The following is a 17,020-nucleotide window of genomic DNA, read 5'->3' on the forward strand; positions in this document are numbered from 1 at the left end:
CGAGTCGCTCGCCGCTACCTGGATGCACACCGTCTGCGCCCTGCCCTCCGGCTCGATGGTGTCGATGAAGCGCATCGGTCGTCCACCGCCGCCGGCCGCCAGGTACGTGTCGCGCTTGCGGGCCAGCCGGAAGGGCTCGATCCCGGCCGGCAGCCGGATGTCGACGACGTGCGCGTCGTGTCGGTAACCGACGGGGCGCCCGGCCGCGAAGCCGGGTGTCCGGCCCGCCGCGAGGCGCGTGCGCGTGTAGGCGACACCGCCGAGGGAGCGAACCAGTTCCACCACGTCGTCCCGCAGTCGGGCAGACGCCGTCGAGTACTGGATGCGACACGTGCGGGCGACCTGGGTGACCGGACCGCCGTCTGTGTCGAGCAGACCCTGCAGCACGGCGAGCCGGACCGCTGAGGTGTTCAGCAGGTAGTCCGTCGGCACGAACTTCGAGTGGGACCGGGTCCCATCCAGGTCGAGCGCGCGCAGCGCGCCGGTGACCGGGTTCTCCAGCGTCATCACGTCGCCGGCGGCCCGGACGCGGTTCAGGACGTAGTCCAACCCACCCTTGTGCCGCACGACGACCCCCGGAAGCGCAGCGTCGAGTGCGACCGCCAGCTCTGGATCGGTGGTGGCGAACGCCGGAGTCGTCGCCCCGGTGATGCACCCGTCTCCGAGCAGCAGACCGAGGGCGTACGGGTCGATCGGCACCGCCCGCTCGGGATGCTCCACCGGCGCGGTGAGCATCGGGAGTTCGTACCGTCGGGCGTGGGCGGCCCGGAGGTTCCCGATCATGTCTTTCGTCTCGAGAACGCGCCACGGCTTGCCACGCCGACGATCGGGGGCCGTGCGCACGGTCCAGAGGTGCTCTCCGCAGCACAGCGTCGACGAGCCGTCCTGGGCCGTGACCCGGTAGACGTCCTTCTCCCCCTGCGGGTAGACCCCGAGCACCGGCGTCGGCTCGCCGTTCGAACCGACGACGAGATCGCCGACGACGAGATCGCCGATGGGCCGGAACCCTTCGGGCGTGAGGACGCCGGTGGTGACCGGTTGCGCCCTTCCACGCATGTAGGCCAGCGGCGCCACCTCGATCGTGCCGGCGGCCATCAGCTTCGGGATGGACTCCGGGTCGATCATGTCGTGCAGGGCGTCGTAGAGCGGGCGCAGGTAGGGGTCGATCTTCTCGAACAGCGTGCCGGGCAGGTAGCCCAGCCGCTCCCCCGCCTCGACGGCCGGCCGCGTGAGGATGATGCGGTTGACCAACTTGGCCTGCAGCGCCTGCACGGCCTTGGCCATGGCGAGGTAGGTCTTGCCCGTACCGGCGGGGCCGATGCCGAAGACGATCGTGTGCGCGTCGATGGCGTCGACGTAGCGCTTCTGGTTGAGCGTCTTCGGGCGGATCGTCTTGCCGCGGCGGGACAGGATGTCGAGCGAGAGCACCTCGGCGGGCGACTCCCCCAGCGTCTCCGCCCCGGCGCCGAGCATCTCGACGGTGCGGCGGACGGCGTCGGGGGCGACCTGCTGGCCGCGCTCGGCCAGCGTGATCAGCTCGGTGAAGACGCGCTCGGCGAACGCGACGTCGGCGGGGGCGCCGGACAGGGTGAGCTCGTTGCCGCGGACGTGCACGTCGGCGTCGAGCATCTCCTCGGCCGTGCGCAGCGTCTCGTCGCGGCGGCCCAGGAGGGCGAGCAGTGCGGCGTCCGGGACGGCCATGCGGGACTGGACGGACTGGACCGGCTGGACCGAATCCTGGTCGGGATGGGTCAAGGGCTGCGCCGCCTGCTCTCTGCGTCCGGGCCGTCTGGCACGAGTCGGTGTGACGCCGTCGATGCTACCGCCATCCCCTCGCCCACCGCCGGGTGTTCGACGGGCGTGAACTCCCGCACGTCCCCGTCCGCGGCCCGTCATCTGCCGTTAACGTGTTCGGCGACCGCTGCGCCCCGCGTGCCACCGCCGCCTGCTCCGCAGCCCCCCGCCCCGGAAGGCACCGTGACCCTCGCGTTCGCGCCCGCACTCGTCCCTGCCCGCTTCACGGCGGGTCCGACGCCCCCCGGGCGCACCCTCCTCGACGTCCTCGCGGCCACCGCCGGCCTCGTGCCGCACGAGCCCGCGATCGACGCCGCCGGGACGCTGCTGACCTACCGCGGCCTGGCCCAGGAGGTCGACGCCCTGCGCGCGGAGCTGGCCGCGGCCGGGATCGGCGTGGGCGACCGCGTCGGCGTGCGCCGCTCGTCGGGCACCGCCGGGCTCTACGTCGCCGTCCTCGCGGTGCTCGCGGCGGGCGCGGCGTACGTGCCGGTCGACGCCGACGACCCCGAGGAGCGCGCCGCGCTCGTGTTCGGCGAGGCCGCGGTGTGCGCGGTGCTGACCGACGCCGGCCTCGACGTCGTCGGCGCACCCACCGGGCGTCCCGGGCGCCCCGGGCCCGACGACGACGCCTGGGTCATCTTCACCTCCGGCTCCACCGGCACGCCGAAGGGCGTCGCGGTCACGCACCGGTCCGCGGCCGCCTTCGTCGACGCGGAGGCGCGGCTGTTCCTGGGCGGCGAGAAGCACGGCGACGAGCCGATCGGGACCGGCGACCGCGTCCTGGCCGGGCTCTCGGTCGCCTTCGACGCCTCCTGCGAGGAGATGTGGCTGGCCTGGCGCCACGGCGCCTGCCTGGTGCCGGCGCCGCGCGCGCTGGTGCGCACCGGCGTCGACCTCGGGCCGTGGCTGCGCGCGCAGCGCATCACCGTCGTCTCCACCGTGCCGACGCTCGCCGCGCTGTGGCCCGCCGACGCGCTGGAGGAGGTCCGACTGCTGATCTTCGGCGGCGAGGCCTGCCCGCCGGAGCTGGCCGCGCGCGTCGCCGTCGAGGGGCGCGAGGTCTGGAACACCTACGGCCCCACCGAGGCGACCGTCGTCGCCTGCGCGGCGCCGCTGCACGCCGACGCGCCGGTGCGGATCGGGCTGCCGCTGGACGGCTGGGAGCTCGCCGTCGTCGACGCGGCGGGCGAGCCGGTGGCGATGGGCGGCACCGGCGAGCTCGTGATCGGCGGCGTCGGGCTGGCCCGCTACCTCGACCCGGCCAAGGACGCCGAGAAGTTCGCGCCCGCCCCCGCGCTGGGCTGGGACCGCGCCTACCGCAGCGGCGACGTCGTGCGCGCCGAGCCCGAGGGCCTGGTCTTCCTGGGCCGTGCCGACGAGCAGGTCAAGCTGGGCGGGCGGCGCATCGAGCTGGGCGAGGTCGACGCCGCGCTGGCCGCGCTGCCCGGCGTCCGCGGAGCCGCGGCGGCGGTGCGCCGCACGGCGGCGGGCAACCAGGTCCTCGTCGGGTACGTGGCGGCGGCCGACCTCGACCACGACTCCGCGGCGGCCGCCCTGCGCGAGCGCCTGCCGGCCGCGCTGGTGCCGCTGCTCGCCGTCGTCGACGAGCTGCCGACCCGCACCTCGGGCAAGGTCGACCGCGACGCGCTGCCCTGGCCGCTGGCCGTCGCCGGCGCCTCCGCCGACGGACTGACGCCGACCGAGGCCTGGCTCGCGGAGGGCTTCGCGGAGATCCTCGGCGCCGGCGTGTCCGGCCCGTCGGCCGACTTCTTCTCCCTCGGCGGAGGCAGCCTCACCGCGGCGCAGCTCGTCGCGCGGATCCGGACGCGGCACCCGCAGGTCGCCGTCGACGACCTCTACCGCCATCCGCGCCTGGGTGCGCTCGCCGCCCACGTCGACGCGCTGCGCGGCGCGGAGGCCACGGTCCGCGAGGTCGCCCCGGTGCCCGCGCGCACCGGGTTCCTGCAGGCGCTGCTGTCGCTGCCGGTGCTGCTGCTGGTCGGGCTGCGCTGGACGGCCGTCGCGGGAGCGGTGTCGACCGCCGCCGCGCCCGTCGTGCCGGGGGCGTGGGTCACCGTCTCGTGGTGGGCGCTCGCCCTGGCCTGGCTCGTGCTGTTCAGCCCGGCCGGGCGGGTCGCCGTGGCGGCGGGCGGCGCCCGGCTGCTGCTGCGCGGCGTCGGGCCCGGCACCTACCCGCGCGCCGGGTCGGTGCACCTGCGGATCTGGGCGGCCGAGCGGCTCGCCGAGCGTTCCGGGGCCACCGGCGTGGCCGGTGCGTCCTGGACGCTGCGCTACGCGCGCCTGCTGGGCGCCCGGGTCGGCGCCGACGTCCACCTGCACGCCCCGCCGCCCGTCACCGGCCTGCTCAAGCTGGGCCGCGGCGCGTCGGTGGAGCCCGAGGTGGACCTGTCCGGGCACTGGGTCGACGGCGACCTCGTGCACGTCGGGCGCATCCGGATCGGCGCGGGCGCCCGCGTCGGTGCGCGCAGCACGCTGCTGCCGGGCACGCGGATCGGCAAGGGCGCGGAGGTCGTCGCCGGGTCGACGGTCGAGGGCGCGGTGCCCGCCGGGCAGCGCGTCGCCGGCTCCCCCGCCGCCCGCACCGGCCGCTCGCGCTTGGAGTGGCCCGCCGAGCCGGCCCCGCGGTCGCGGACCTGGGTCGCGGTCTACGCGCTGACCTCGGCCGCACTCGGGCTGCTGCCCGCCGCGGCCGCGCTGCCCGGGCTCGCGCTCGTCGTCGGCACCGGGTCGCTGTTCGCCGTGCCCGTCGCCGCGCTCGCCTACCTCGTCGCGTACGCCCTGCTCGTGCTGGTGGCCGTGCGGCTGCTCGGCGTCGGCATGGCGGCGGGGTACCACCCCGTCCACGGCCGCACCGGCTGGCAGGTCTGGACCACCGAGCGGCTGATGGGCATGGCCCGCACCGGCCTGTTCCCGCTCTACGCGAGCTCGCTGACGCCGCACTGGCTGCGCGCGCTCGGCGCGACCGTCGGGCGCGACGTCGAGATCTCGACGGTCGTCGCGCTGCCCCGCATGACGACCGTCGCCGACGGTGCGTTCCTCGCCGACGACACCCTCGTCGGCACCTACGAGCTGCGCAGCGGGTGGTTGCACGTCGCGCCGAGCCGGATCGGGAAGCAGGCGTTCCTCGGCAACTCCGGGATGACGGCGCCGGGGCGCTCGGTGCCCAACCGCGGGCTGGTCGGCGTGCTGTCGGCGACCCCGCGCAAGGCCAAGAAGGGCTCCTCCTACCTGGGCCTGCCCCCGATGCCGCTGCAGCGCTCCGCGGGCGGCGCCGACACCGCCCGCACGTTCCACCCGCCCCGGCGGCTGCGCCTGGCCCGTGCGCTCGTCGAGCTGTGCCGGGTGGTGCCGGTCGTGCTGTCCGCGACGCTCGCCGTCCTCGTCCTGGCCGCGGTGCTGACCGTGTGGAAGGCCGCGGGCGTCCTCGTCGCGGCGGCGCTGGCCGGGCCGTTCGTGCTGCTCGCGGGCGTGCTGGCCGCGTCGGTCGCGGTGCTGGCGAAGTGGGTGCTGGTCGGCCGGTTCCGCGCCGTCGAGCACCCGCTGTGGAGCGCGTTCGTGTGGCGCGACGAGCTCGCCGACACGTTCGTCGAGGTCCTGGCCGTGCCGTGGCTGATCGGTCCGGCCACCGGCACGCCGGTGCTGTCGGCGTGGCTGCGCGCGATGGGCGCGTCCATCGGGCGGGGGGCGTGGGTGGAGACGTACTGGCTGCCGGAGTCCGACCTCGTCGCGATCGGGGACGGCGCCACCGTCAACCGCGGGTGCGTCGTGCAGACGCACCTGTTCCATGATCGGATCATGAGCATGTCCCCGGTCCGGCTCGCGGGCGGCGCCACGCTCGGCCCGCACGGCATCGTGCTGCCGGGCGCGGGCATCGGCGCCGGCACGACCGTCGGTCCCGGCTCGCTCGTCACCCGCGGCGACGAGGTGCCCGCGGGCACCCGGTGGCGGGGCAACCCGATCACGTCCTGGTCCTGAGGTGGGCTCTGATCCCTACCTCCCCGGGCACGGCACCTCCGACCTGCGCGTGCGGCACTACGACCTGGAGCTCGACTACCGCGTCGGCGCCAACCGGCTCACCGCCCGCGCCGTCCTCACCGCGGAGTGCGACGCGCCGCTGGCCCGGTTCGCCCTCGACCTCGCCGGGCTGACGGTCCGCAAGGTCGTCGTCGACGGCCGCGACGCCCGGTTCGCCCACCGCGGCGGGAAGCTCCGCGTCACCCCGGCGCGTCCGGTGAGTGGGGGGTTCGTCGTCGAGATCCGCTACGGCGGCAACCCGCGGCCGGTGCGGGGGCGCTGGGGCGACATCGGCTGGGACGAGCTGACCGACGGCGCGCTGGTCGCGAGCCAGCCCGTCGGCGCGCCGTCGTGGTTCCCGTGCAACGACCACGTCGGCGACAAGGCCGCGTACCGCATGACGGTCACCGCCGAGGCGCCCTACACCGTGCGCGCCACCGGCGTACTGACCGGCCGGCGCCGCTCCGCGGGCACCCGGACCTGGGTGTTCGAGCGCCCCGAGCCGACCTCGACCTACCTCGCGGGCGTGCAGATCGGCCGCTACGAGGAGCTGCCGCTGGGGCCGGGGCAGACGGCGTTCGTGCCGCCGCGCCTGCGCCGCGCCGCCACCCGTGACCTCGGCCGCCACGCCGCGATGATGCGCACGCTCACCGGCTGGTTCGGCCCGTACCCCTTCGGCGAGCACCACGTCGTCGTCGCCGACGACGACCTCGACGTGCCGATCGAGGCGCAGGGCATGTCGGTGTTCGGCGCCAACCACGTCGACGGCCGCCGCACCCACGAGCGGCTGGTGCTGCACGAGCTCGCGCACCAGTGGTTCGGCAACAGCCTGACGATCGCGGGCTGGCGCCACATCTGGCTCAACGAGGGGTTCGCGACGTACGCGGAGTGGCTGTGGTCGGAGGCGTCGGGCGGACGGTCCGCGGCCGCGCACGCCGCCGAGTGGCACGCCGCGATCGCGCCCCGGCGCGCCGACCTGGTGCTGGCCGACCCCGGCGTCGGCGGTCTCTTCGACGAGCGCGTCTACAAGCGCGGCGCTCTCACCCTGCACGCCCTGCGCGGGCGCGTCGGCGACGCGGTGTTCTTCGCGCTGCTGCGCGACTGGGCGGTGCGGTACCGGCACGGCTCGGTGACCACGGAGCAGTTCGTCGCGCTGGCCGGGGAGCACGCGGGCGCCGACCTCTCCGGCCTGTTCGACGCCTGGCTGCACCGGAAGCCGCTGCCGCCGCTCACCTGATGAGCTTGTGCACCTCCCGGAACCGCGGGTGGTGCGAGTCGCGCAGCCACTCGAACAGCACCATCTCGGTGCTCACCACCTCGGCGCCGTGGCGCTGCATGCGGTCGATCGCGAGGTCGCGGTTGCGGGGGTCGCGGGAGCCGACCGCGTCGGCCACCAGCAGCACCCGGTGGCGCTTCGCGAGGAGCCCCAGCACGGTCTGCAGAACGCACACGTGCGCCTCGCACCCGGCGACGACGACCTCCTCCGTGCCCGGCGGCAGGAGCGTCGCGAACCCGGCCTCGGCGACGGCCCCGAACGCCGTCTTGGCCATCACGAGCTGCGGGAACGCCGCGACCTCGGGCACCGTGGGCCCGAGTCCGGCGGGGTTCTGCTCGGTGGCGCAGACCGGCACGTCCAGCAGGCCCGCCCCCTCGGCGAGGCGCCGGGCGTTGGCCACGACGGACGGGCCGTCGTGGATGACGGGTATGAGGCGCTCCTGCAGGTCCACCAGCAGCAGCGTCGACGACTCGGCGGTGAGCAGCATCGGGCCACCGTAGAGCCCGAACCCCCCGTGAGTGGCAACCGTGGCCGGAGCCACGATCGCCACTCACGAGGGGTGGCGCCGAGGTCGTGAGTGGCGATCGTGGCCAGAGCCACGGTTGCCGCTCACGGGGGCGTCAGTCCAGCAGCCGCACCGCCGCGTCGCGGCAGGCGCGCCACGCGTCGGTCGAGGGGTCGATCACCGCGAAGTGGTCGACGCCGGGCAGCGTCACGAGCTCGTCGCCCGAGGCCGCCGTGAACCGCTCGCTCTGGCGGATCGGCACGTTCGCGTCGGCCGTGCCGTGGACGCACACCACCGGCACCCCGATCGGCACCCGCGCCACCGGCGACCCCAGGGCGTAGCGGTCGGCGAGCTCGGCGGGCGACCCCCCCATCAGGTCCGGCACCGCCGACGCGCCGACGGCCCGCTCGGCCGCGTCGACGAGGTCGAGCACCCCGGCCTGGCTGACGGCCCCGCGCAGGCGCACCCGGGGGTCCGCACCGGGCGCACCGGCCGGGAGGCCGGGGCGGGCGGCGAGCCAGGCGGCGAGGTGCCCGCCCGCGGAGTGCCCGAGGGCGACGACGCGGTCGAGGTCGAGCCGGGCCCCCGCCTCGGACGCGGCGATGTCGGCCAGCCGGTCGACCGCGGCGGCGACGTCGTCGAAGGTGGCCGTCCACCCGCCCCCGCCGCCGACCCGGCGGTACTCGACGTTCCACGCCGCCACCCCGCTGCCCGCGAGGTCGACGGCCAGCGGGCGGCCCAGCTCCAGGCCGTAGGAGCTCCGCCAGAACCCCCCGTGCACGACCATCACGACGGGCACCGGGCCGTCGCCTGCCGGCAAGGTCAGCTCGCCGAACTGGCTCGCGTCGGGCCCGTAGTCCAGGCGCACCGGGTCGGCCGTGCCGCCGGAGGGGCCGCCCGAGGAGCCGGGGCCGGTCGAGCACGCGGCGAACAGGCCGACGGGCAGGGCGAGCGCGAGGCGGGAGAGCACGCTGCGGCGGGACACGGGTCCGATCATGGCAGGCGTTCGCGGACCGGCGGCGCGGAGTTCACGCGACCCGGTCGCCGCGCCGCGGTGGACGTGGGGGGACACCCACCGCGGCGCGGCTCCGCCGGACGAGGGGGGACTCCCCGGCGGCCCACGGGTGCGAGCACCCGCGTCTGCGGACCGGCCTCGCGCTGCGGCCGGGACGCGCGAACGATAGACCCCCGACCCCCGCCGCACCCAGCCCCACCACCGGGAACACCGCATGGCGCGGCCGCGTCCACCATCCGGGTCAGCCCGTGTGGAGAGGGGTCCATCGTCCGGTCAGGACACCGAGGGCCCCGAGTGCGACGGCGGCGGCGGTACTGGCCCGCAGCACCTCGGCACCGAGACGCACCGGGTGCGCGCCGGCCGCCACGAGCGCGTCGAGCTCCTCGTCGGTGACACCGCCCTCCGGGCCGACGACGAGCAGCAGGTCGCCGCCCGCGGGCAGCGCGACCGACGACAGCGGCGCGGTGGCCGACTCGTGCAGCACGAGCGCCCCGGCGACCGACCCGACGCGGCGGGCGAGCGCGGCCGTCGTCACCGGTTCCTCCACGACGGGCAGCCACGGCCGCCGCGCCTGCTTGCCCGCCTCGCGCGCGGTGCTGCGCCAGCGGGCCAGGGCCTTGTCCCCGCGCGGGCCGTCCTCCCACCGCGCGACGCAGCGCGCCGCGCGCCAGGGCAGCACCCCGTCGACGCCCGCCTCGGTCGCCAGCTCGACGGCCAGCTCGCCGCGGTCGCCCTTGACCAGCGCCTGCGCGAGCAGCACCCGCGGCGCGGGCGGCGCGACGGTGGCGCGCTCGGTGACGCGCAGGTCGACGCGGTCGCGCCCGACCGACTCGACGACGGCGAGCGCCGTGCCGCCGACCCCGTCGCCCAGCTGCACGACCTCCCCCGCCCGGATCCGCCGGACGGTGGCGGCGTGGCGGCCCTCGGCGCCGTCGAGCACGGCGGCCGGGCCGGCGGGCAGGGCGTCGACGAGGAACAGCGGGGCGGTGCCCACGCCCGTCAGCGGCCGAACGAGTCGCGCAGCCGCCCGAACAGGCCGTGGCCGTTGCGACCCGACCCGACGCCGGGCTGCTCCTCCTCGCGGAGGACGGCCAGGCGGCGCAGGAGCTCGGTCTGCTCGCGGTCGAGCTTGGTGGGCGTGACGACCTCGACGTGCACCATCAGGTCGCCGTGCCCGTCGACGCGGCCGGTGGAGCGCAGCCGCGGCATGCCCTTGCCGCGCAGCGTGCGCACGGCGCCGGTCTGCGTGCCGGGCTCGATGGTGATCTCCTGCGTGCCGTCGAGGGTGGGCAGCGGCAGGTTGGTGCCCAGCGCCGCCGCGGTCATCGGCAGCTTCACGGTGCAGTGCAGGTCGGCGCCGTCACGGGTGAAGAGCTCGTGCGGGTCCTCCTCGACCTCGACGTACAGGTCGCCCGCCGGGCCGCCGCCCGAGCCGACCTCGCCCTGCCCGGCCAGCCGCACGCGCATGCCGTCGGCCACGCCCGCGGGGATGCGGACGCCGACGGTGCGCCGCGAGCGCACCCGCCCGTCGCCCCCGCACTGGTGGCAGGGGTCGGGGATGACCTCACCGAAACCGCGGCAGTTGGGGCACACGCGCGAGGTGACGACCTGGCCGAGGAACGAGCGCTGCACGCTCTGGACCTCGCCGCGGCCCGCGCAGATGTCGCACATCGTGGGCGCGCTGCCGGGCGCGCAGCCCGAGCCGGTGCACTCGGTGCACAGCACGGCGGTGTCCACGGCCAGGTCGCGCGTGACGCCGACGGCGCACTCCTCGAGCGTCAGCTGCATCCGGATCAGCGCGTCGGCGCCGGGCTGCACGCGGCTGCGCGGGCCGCGCCCGCGGCCGCCGCCCTGCCCGCCGAAGAACGCGTCCATGATGTCGCCGAAGCCGAAGGCGCCGAAGTCACCGGCGCCCCCTCCCCCGCCGCCGTTGCCGAGCGGGTCGCCGCCGAGGTCGACGACGCGCCGCTTCTCGGGGTCCGACAGCACCTCGTACGCCGCGCCGACCTCCGCGAAGCGCTCCTGCGCCCCCGGGTCGGGGTTGACGTCGGGGTGCAGCTCGCGCGCCAGCTTGCGGTAGGCGCGCTTGATCTCGTCTGCTCCGGCGTCGCTCGAGACACCCAGAATCCCGTAGTAGTCCCGTGCCACGTGCGTGTTCCCCATGGTCCTTCTCGATAGTCGTGCGTGTGGAAAGTGGTACTAGCGTCCCGCCAGGATCTCACCCACGTACCGGGCGACGGCATGCACCGCCGCGATGCTGCCCGGGTAGTCCATCCGCGTGGGGCCGACGACGCCCATCCCACCCAACACGGTGCCCGTGCCGTAGCCGATCGACAGCACGGACGTGTCGCGCATCTCCTCGGCCTCGTTCTCCTCGCCGATCCGGACGGTGACGGTGCCCGGGTCCTGCGCCGCGGCCAGCAGCTTGAGCACGACGACCTGCTCCTCCAGCGCCTCCAGCACCGTGCGCAGGGAGCCGGGGAAGTCGGCGACGTTGCGGGTGAGGTTGCCGGTGCCGCCGAGCACCAGCCGCTCCTCGGGGTGCTCGACGAGCGTCTCTATCAGCACGGTGGCGATCGTGGTGACGACGTCGCGGAGCTCGGCGGGCGCGGTGCCGGGCAGGTCGGCGACGGCGACGGACGCCGCGGCCAGCGGACGCCCGGTGAGCGAGGCCCCCAGCAGCGCGCGGATGCGCGCCACGTCGTCGTCGGTGAGGACCTGCCCCAGGTCGACGACCCGCTGGTCGACGCGGCCGGAGTCGGTGATCAGCACCAGCATCAGCCGGGCCGGGGTGAGCGCGACGACCTCGCAGTGGCGCACCGTCGAACGCGTCAGCGTCGGGTACTGCACGACGGCGACCTGGCGGGTGAGCTGCGCGAGCAGCCGGACGCTGCGGCGCATGACGTCGTCGAGGTCGACGGCGCCGTCGAGGAACGCGGTGACGGCCCGGCGCTCGGCCGCGCTCAGCGGCTTCACCTGCGTCAACCGGTCGACGAACATCCGGTAGCCCTTGTCGGTGGGCACCCGGCCGGCGCTGGTGTGGGGCTGGGCGATGAGCCCGTCCTCCTCCAGCACGGCCATGTCGTTGCGCACGGTGGCGCTGGAGACCCCCAGGTTGTGGCGCTCCACGATCATCTTCGAACCGACCGGCTCCTGCGTGGAGACGTAGTCGGCGACGATGGCGCGGAGCACGGCGAACCGCCGCTCGTCGGCGTTCATGCGGCACCTCCCCGGGGTACTGGCGTCGCCACCAGTCTAGATGTGGGATGGACCCCGTGCTCATCCGTCGACCGGTGCTCGACGCCATCGCGGCGGGGAGCGTCGACCTGGCCTTCCGCCGCTGGTCACACGCCCGCGTGCGCCCCGGGACGCACCTGCGCACGGCCGTCGGGCTGCTGGAGGTGGTCGCCGTCGACGTGGTGGAGGAGTCCGATCTCACGGCCGAGGACGCCCGCCGCTCCGGCCACGACTCCCTCGACGCCCTGCGCGCGGCGAACTCCCGGCGCGACGGCGCGCTGTTCCGCGTCGTCCTGCGCCCGGCCGGGCCCGACCCGCGGATCGCGCTGCGCGAGTCCGCCGAGCTCTCCGACGACGACCGCGCCGCCCTCGACGCCCGCCTGGCCCGGATGGACCGCACCGCGCCCTGGACCGGCGCCGTCCTGCGCCTGATCGCCGAGCACCCCGGCGTCCGCGCCCCCGACCTCGCCGCCCGGCTCGGCCGCGAGACCACGTCGTTCAAGCGCGACGTCCGCAAGCTCAAGGAGCTGGGACTCACCGAGAGCCTGGAGGTGGGTTACCGCCTCTCGCCCCGCGGCGCCGCCTACCTACACATGCTACTGTAGGTGCATGTTGGATCACCGCTTGCAGATCCTCCTCGACGAGGAGCGCTACCAGCGCATCTCCTCGCTCGCGAAGGCGCGCGGTGTCTCGGTCGCCGCCGTCGTGCGCGATGCGATCGACCGCGGACTGCCGTCGGTGCCGGCACGGCGGTCGGCGGCGATGCGCCGGGTCCGGGAGGCCGTTCCGATGGACGTCGGGCGGCCCGAGGACCTCCGCGCCGAGCTCGACGAGCTCCGGGGCCGGCACGCGTGATCGTGCTCGACACCACCGTGCTCGTGTACTCCGTCGGTACCGAGCACCGCTTCCGCGGTCCGTGCGCCCGACTGCTCGACGCGGTCGCGAGCGGGGTGGTCGTCGCGACGACCACTCCCGAGGTCCTCCAGGAGTTCGCGCACGTCCGCGCCCGGCGCCGCGACCGTGACGACGCCGCCGACCTGGCCGAGGCGTTCTCGGACCTCCTCGCACCGCTGATCACCGTCGACGAGGACGCGTTCCGAGCCGGACTGCGCATCTTCCGCCGGTACCCCCGTCTCGGGTCCTTCGACGCGGTGCTCGCCGCCTCGGCCGTCGCGGCGGGTGCCACGACGGTGGTGTCCGCCGACGCCGCCTTCGCCGACCTCACCGACATCCGGCACGTCGTCCCGGACGAGGCGGGCGTCTCGGGGCTCGTCCCGACCGGCGCGACCTGACCCGGAGGCCACGCGGTCCTCACGCCGCGGTGGCATCGTGGGACCACGTGGCCGCCCCCCGCTTCTCCCGGCGCTGGCTGCTGGTCGGCGCCGGGGCGCTCGCCCTCGTGGGCGTCGACGCGCTGCCGCGCCCGGCCGGGCCCGTCGCCGACCTGCCCGCCGACGCCCTGCGCGAGCGCGTGCTGGCCGCCACCGGCCCGTACGTCGGCGTCGCCGAGAGCACCGCGCGGCTCGGGCTGCCGCCGCTGCCGCAGCTGGAGTCGGCCGTCGCCCTGCTCACCGGGACGACCCGGATCCGGGCGTTCGTGGCGTCGCCGGAGCGGTTCCGCGTCGACGAGCTGACCCCGGTCGGCGAGCGCGGCACCTACCGCCTCGACGGCCGCGAGTACGGCTGGAACTCCGACGCCGACCAGCTCACCGTGATCACCGGCGCCGCACCGCTGCGCCTGCCCCGCGCCGCCGACCTGCTGCCGCCGGAGCTGGCGCGGCGCCTGCTGCGCCTCGCGCCCGGCGACCCGGTGGAGACGCTCCCCGCCCGTCGGGTCGCCGGGCGGACCGCGGCCGGGCTGCGGCTCGTGCCGACCGACCCGGCCACGACGATCGGGCGCATCGACGTCTGGGCCGACGACGCGACGGGCCTGCCGCTGCGGGTGGAGGTCGCGCCGCGCTCGGCGCCCGAGGAGCCGCTGCTGGCCACGGCGTTCTCCGAGGTCGACGACCGCGCGCCCGACGAAGCCGACCTGCTGCCGCAGGTGCCGCCCGGAGCCGGGTTCGTGCGCGCCGACGCCGGGCAGATCGCGGGCGCGCTGCGCCGGCTCGACGCCCCGGACCCGCCGGCGACCCTCGCCGGCCGCGCCCTCGTGCCGCTCACCGCGACCCCGGGCTCGGAGCTGCCCGGCGTCGGCCTCTACGGCACCGGGCCGGCCGGGTTCGCGCTGTTCCCGGTCAGCCGCGAGATCGCCGACCGTGCCGTCGACGGGGCGGCGCTGGCCGGGGGCGCGGGCGTCGACGCCGGGCGCGGCCGCGCGGTCGTCCTCGCCACCCCGCTGCTCACGCTCGCCGTGCTGGCCCGCGGCCGGCGCGGGACACTGCTCGTCGGCACCGTCGCCGCCGACCAGCTCGAGCAGGCCCTGCTCGAGCTCCCCGACCGGAGGCGGACCTGACCGTGCACCAGCCATGACCCTCACCGACTCCTCGCCCCGCACCGCCGGGCGCCGCGAGGGCGACACCGCGATCCGCACCACCGGCCTGACCAAGCGCTACGGCCGCGTCACCGCCGTCGACGGGGTGGACCTGCACGTCCCGGCGGGCGTCCGCTTCGGCCTGCTCGGCCCCAACGGCTCGGGCAAGACGACGCTCGTGCGGATGCTGCTGGGGCTCGTGCACCCCACCGCGGGGTCGGTCGAGCTGCTGGGCTCGGCGATGCCGCGCCACGCCGCCACGGTGCTGCCGCGGGTCGGCGCGCTGGTGGAGAACCCGGCGTCCTGGTCGCACCTGTCGGGCCGGGCCAACCTCCGCCTGCTCGACGCCGCCGGCCCCGGCGGGCGCCGCCGCGACCGCCGGACCCGCGTCGACGACGCCCTGGAGCGCGTCGGCCTCGGCGGGGTCGACCGCCGCCCCGTCCGCGCCTACTCCCTGGGCATGCGCCAGCGCCTGGGCATCGCCGCCGCCCTGCTGCGCGCCCCCGCGCTGCTGCTGCTCGACGAGCCGACCAACGGCCTCGACCCCCGCGGCATCGGCGAGATGCGCACCCTGCTCACGGCGCTGAACGAGGGCGGCACGACGGTGGTGCTCTCGAGCCACCTGCTCAGCGAGGTCGAGGCGCTGTGCACGCGGGTCGGGGTGATGGACGCCGGACGCCTGGTGCTCGCCGAGGACCTCGCCGCGCTGCGGACGCCCACCGGCCTGGTCACGGTGCGCACGCCCGACCCGGCCCGCGCGGCCGCGGTGCTCGGCGACGCGGTCACCGCGCGCAGCGGCGACGCGCTCACCGTCCGCGCCGCCGACCCCGCCGCGGTCAACGCGCGGCTCGTCGCGGCCGGGGTGGCGGTGGCCGGGCTGGCCGAGCAGCGCCGCAGCCTGGAGCAGGTGGTGCTGGAGCTGACCGGCTCCGGGTCCGACCGGATCGCGAGCGCGATGACCGGGGGCGTGCGGTGATCGGCGTCGAGCTGCGGCTGATGCTGCGCAGGCGGCGGGTGTGGCTGTGCTGGGGCCTGCTCTGCGCGCTGCCCGCCCTGATCGCGGCGCTGCTCGCGGGCACCGGCATCGCGCCCGCCCCCGGCCAGGGCGGGGCGTTCCTGTCGTCCGTCGTGAGCAACGGGCAGCTGTTCCCGGCCGCTGCGCTGGCGATCGTGCTGCCGGTGTTCCTGCCGATCACGGTCGCGGTCGTCTCGGGCGACGCCGTGGCCGGTGAGGCCAACGCGGGGATGCTGCGCTACCTGCTGGTCCGCCCTGTCGGGCGGCTGCGGCTGCTGCTCGCGAAGCTCGTGTCGACCGCGGCGTTCGTGCTGCTCGCGGTGCTGTTCGTGACGATCACGGCGTACGTCGTCGGGGTGGCGGCGTTCGGCTTCGGCCCGGACGCGGCGGCGGGCGGCGCGGGCGCGGTGACGTCGCTGTCGGGCACGGTCCTGACCCCGGCGCAGCTCGCCGAGCGCACGCTGTTCACCGTCGGCTACCTCGCGCTGTGCATGCTCGCGATCGGCGCGATCGGGCTGTTCTTCTCGACGCTCACCGACTCCCCGCTGGCCGCCGCGCTCGGCGTCCTCGCCGTCGTCGTGACGAGCGCGGCGCTGCTGCCGCTGGAGGCCGCCGACGCGGTCGAGCGCTACCTGCCCACGACCCACTGGCTGGCCTGGATCGACCTCTACCGCGACCCGATCGCCTGGTCGGCCGTCCGCGAGGGCGCCGGCGTGCAGCTCACGTACGTGGCCGTCGCGTTCGGGGCGGCCTGGGCGAACTTCGCGACGAAGGACGTCACGAGCTGACGCACGTCCCCACCGCGACCGGGCCGGCACCGAGGGCGCCGAGGACCAGATCGGCGACGGCCGGGGCCGACGGGAGCTGCCCGTGCGCCACGACCGCACCCGGGCACACGTCCTGGACCAGCACGTTCGTCGCGCCGTCGAGGACCGCGGTGTCGACCGGCGTGACCACGTCGTCGTCGGCGGTGCGGACCGACAGCCACGGCACGAGCGTCCCGACCCGCGCCGCGTCCAGCTCGGCGATCTCGGCGCTGCCCGGGGCGACCTGGCGGCAGGCGGGCGGGCAGGCGTCGGGCAGCGCGGCGGCGCCCGCCCCCGCCAGCGAGGTGCCCTGCAGCGGCGAGCCCAGCGTCACCACGCGCCGGGCCTTCGCCGGGCCGTCGTCGCGGGCGAGCCACAGTCCGGTGACGACCCCGCCCGCCGAGTAGCCGACGACGTCGACCGACGGCGCGCCCGCCGACAGCTCGGCGTCGGCGGTGTCGTCGAGGACGCGGACCTGCGCGGAGAGGTCGCCGGTGCCCTCGCCCGGCAGCGCGAGCACCCGCACCTCCCGCCCGCTCGCGGTGAGCCGGGCGGCGAGCGCCCCGAGGGCGGCGGAGTCGCCGCCGTACCCGGGCACGAGCAGCACCGGCCCCGGCACGTCCTGGGGCGGGCGCGACGCCGGGTCGACGGACGGCGACGGCCACACCCGCACCCCCACCAGCACCGCCCCCACCAGCACGGCCGCGAGGACGACCAGCACCAGCACCCGCCGCCGCGGACTCACACCGGACCCGAGCGGCCACGACCCCGAGCACCGACGGCGAACTCGCGCGGCGGGAAGGCGAACTCGCGCGGTGGGGAGTCCCCCGCGAGTCGGGGTGTCGTGGCGAGCGTGTCGGG

Annotated in this window: 14 protein-coding genes and 2 pseudogenes; 8 read left to right on the forward strand and 8 right to left on the reverse strand. The window is 76.4% G+C overall.

Annotation, left to right across the window (positions count from 1 at the left end; genetic code table 11):
- Positions 1-246: 246 nt before the first annotated feature.
- Together I4I82_RS34740 and I4I82_RS06270 are read right to left on the reverse strand one after the other, a co-directional pair.
- A pseudogene (locus I4I82_RS34740) lies at positions 247-1,056 on the reverse strand (LAGLIDADG family homing endonuclease); the annotation flags it as partial.
- Positions 1,045-1,818 (reverse strand): annotated as a pseudogene (locus tag I4I82_RS06270) (PhoH family protein); the annotation flags it as partial. The pseudogenes I4I82_RS06270 and I4I82_RS34740, both read right to left, overlap by 12 nt.
- A gap of 159 nt (positions 1,819-1,977) precedes the next feature.
- Between I4I82_RS06270 and I4I82_RS06275 the strand changes: the two are divergent.
- Together I4I82_RS06275 and I4I82_RS06280 are read left to right on the forward strand one after the other, a co-directional pair.
- The gene (locus tag I4I82_RS06275) at positions 1,978-5,793 is read left to right on the forward strand and encodes a Pls/PosA family non-ribosomal peptide synthetase (RefSeq protein WP_226369904.1); all 3,816 of its coding nucleotides are present in this window, start codon (positions 1,978-1,980) and stop codon (positions 5,791-5,793) included.
- Between the two features lies 1 nt (position 5,794).
- Positions 5,795-7,069, forward strand: a complete 1,275-nt coding sequence (locus tag I4I82_RS06280) for a M1 family metallopeptidase (RefSeq protein ID WP_218595448.1) — start codon at positions 5,795-5,797, stop codon at positions 7,067-7,069.
- On the opposite strand, the gene I4I82_RS06285 is transcribed toward I4I82_RS06280, so the two are convergent.
- From I4I82_RS06285 to hrcA, 5 genes are all read right to left on the reverse strand, one after another.
- Positions 7,062-7,595, reverse strand: coding sequence for an isochorismatase family protein (locus I4I82_RS06285; RefSeq protein ID WP_218595449.1), 534 nt, complete (start codon positions 7,593-7,595; stop codon positions 7,062-7,064). The two genes, I4I82_RS06280 and I4I82_RS06285, sit on opposite strands and share 8 nt — an antisense overlap.
- Positions 7,596-7,728: 133 nt before the next feature.
- Positions 7,729-8,598 carry an alpha/beta hydrolase family protein gene (locus I4I82_RS06290; RefSeq protein ID WP_226369905.1) on the reverse strand — a complete coding sequence of 290 codons (870 nt, stop codon included), beginning with the start codon at positions 8,596-8,598 and terminating at the stop codon, positions 7,729-7,731.
- Positions 8,599-8,869: 271 nt separating this feature from the next.
- Positions 8,870-9,622 carry a 16S rRNA (uracil(1498)-N(3))-methyltransferase gene (locus tag I4I82_RS06295; RefSeq protein ID WP_218595451.1) on the reverse strand — a complete coding sequence of 251 codons (753 nt, stop codon included), beginning with the start codon at positions 9,620-9,622 and terminating at the stop codon, positions 8,870-8,872.
- Positions 9,623-9,627: 5 nt separating this feature from the next.
- A complete protein-coding gene (gene dnaJ, locus I4I82_RS06300) occupies positions 9,628-10,776 on the reverse strand; it encodes a molecular chaperone DnaJ (protein ID WP_218593481.1) in 1,149 nt (382 codons plus the stop codon).
- A gap of 51 nt (positions 10,777-10,827) precedes the next feature.
- Positions 10,828-11,847 carry a heat-inducible transcriptional repressor HrcA gene (hrcA, locus tag I4I82_RS06305; RefSeq protein WP_218593478.1) on the reverse strand — a complete coding sequence of 340 codons (1,020 nt, stop codon included), beginning with the start codon at positions 11,845-11,847 and terminating at the stop codon, positions 10,828-10,830.
- 47 nt (positions 11,848-11,894) lie between these two features.
- Between hrcA and I4I82_RS06310 the strand changes: the two genes are divergently transcribed.
- The 6 genes from I4I82_RS06310 to I4I82_RS06335 are packed head-to-tail and all read left to right on the forward strand — an operon-like array spanning position 11,895 to position 16,141.
- On the forward strand, positions 11,895-12,470 hold the full coding sequence (locus I4I82_RS06310; protein ID WP_218595452.1) for a hypothetical protein: 576 nt from the start codon (positions 11,895-11,897) through the stop codon (positions 12,468-12,470).
- A 4-nt stretch (positions 12,471-12,474) separates the two neighbouring features.
- The gene (locus I4I82_RS06315) at positions 12,475-12,720 is read left to right on the forward strand and encodes a ribbon-helix-helix protein, CopG family (protein WP_218593476.1); all 246 of its coding nucleotides are present in this window, start codon (positions 12,475-12,477) and stop codon (positions 12,718-12,720) included.
- Positions 12,717-13,157: a type II toxin-antitoxin system VapC family toxin gene (locus tag I4I82_RS06320; RefSeq protein WP_218595453.1), complete on the forward strand. Its 441-nt coding sequence runs from the start codon at positions 12,717-12,719 to the stop codon at positions 13,155-13,157. The genes I4I82_RS06315 and I4I82_RS06320 overlap by 4 nt, the downstream gene beginning before the upstream one ends.
- 47 nt (positions 13,158-13,204) lie before the next feature.
- Positions 13,205-14,320 (forward strand): sigma-E factor regulatory protein RseB domain-containing protein, encoded by a 1,116-nt coding sequence (locus I4I82_RS06325; protein ID WP_218595454.1) that lies wholly within the window; start codon positions 13,205-13,207, stop codon positions 14,318-14,320.
- A gap of 13 nt (positions 14,321-14,333) precedes the next feature.
- Positions 14,334-15,314, forward strand: a complete 981-nt coding sequence (locus I4I82_RS06330; RefSeq protein ID WP_218595455.1) for an ABC transporter ATP-binding protein — start codon at positions 14,334-14,336, stop codon at positions 15,312-15,314.
- Positions 15,311-16,141: an ABC transporter permease gene (locus tag I4I82_RS06335; protein WP_218595456.1), complete on the forward strand. Its 831-nt coding sequence runs from the start codon at positions 15,311-15,313 to the stop codon at positions 16,139-16,141. The genes I4I82_RS06330 and I4I82_RS06335 overlap by 4 nt, the downstream gene beginning before the upstream one ends.
- Here I4I82_RS06335 and I4I82_RS06340 read toward each other — a convergent pair.
- Positions 16,131-16,904 (reverse strand): esterase/lipase family protein, encoded by a 774-nt coding sequence (locus I4I82_RS06340; RefSeq protein WP_218595457.1) that lies wholly within the window; start codon positions 16,902-16,904, stop codon positions 16,131-16,133. The two genes, I4I82_RS06335 and I4I82_RS06340, sit on opposite strands and share 11 nt — an antisense overlap.
- Between the last annotated feature and the right edge of the window lie 116 nt (positions 16,905-17,020).

Source organism: Pseudonocardia oceani, from assembly GCF_019263585.2.
GTDB classification, from domain to species: domain Bacteria; phylum Actinomycetota; class Actinomycetes; order Mycobacteriales; family Pseudonocardiaceae; genus Pseudonocardia; species Pseudonocardia oceani.

Bases quoted from the DNA above. Each gene is read 5' to 3' on its own strand.
- I4I82_RS06285 (WP_218595449.1), bottom strand. From the start codon at position 7,595: ATGCTGCTCACCGCCGAGTCGTCGACGCTGCTGCTGGTGGACCTGCAG.
- hrcA (WP_218593478.1), bottom strand. From the start codon at position 11,847: ATGAACGCCGACGAGCGGCGGTTCGCCGTGCTCCGCGCCATCGTCGCC.
- I4I82_RS06310 (WP_218595452.1), top strand. From the start codon at position 11,895: ATGGACCCCGTGCTCATCCGTCGACCGGTGCTCGACGCCATCGCGGCG.
- I4I82_RS06315 (WP_218593476.1), top strand. From the start codon at position 12,475: ATGTTGGATCACCGCTTGCAGATCCTCCTCGACGAGGAGCGCTACCAG.
- I4I82_RS06330 (WP_218595455.1), top strand. From the start codon at position 14,334: ATGACCCTCACCGACTCCTCGCCCCGCACCGCCGGGCGCCGCGAGGGC.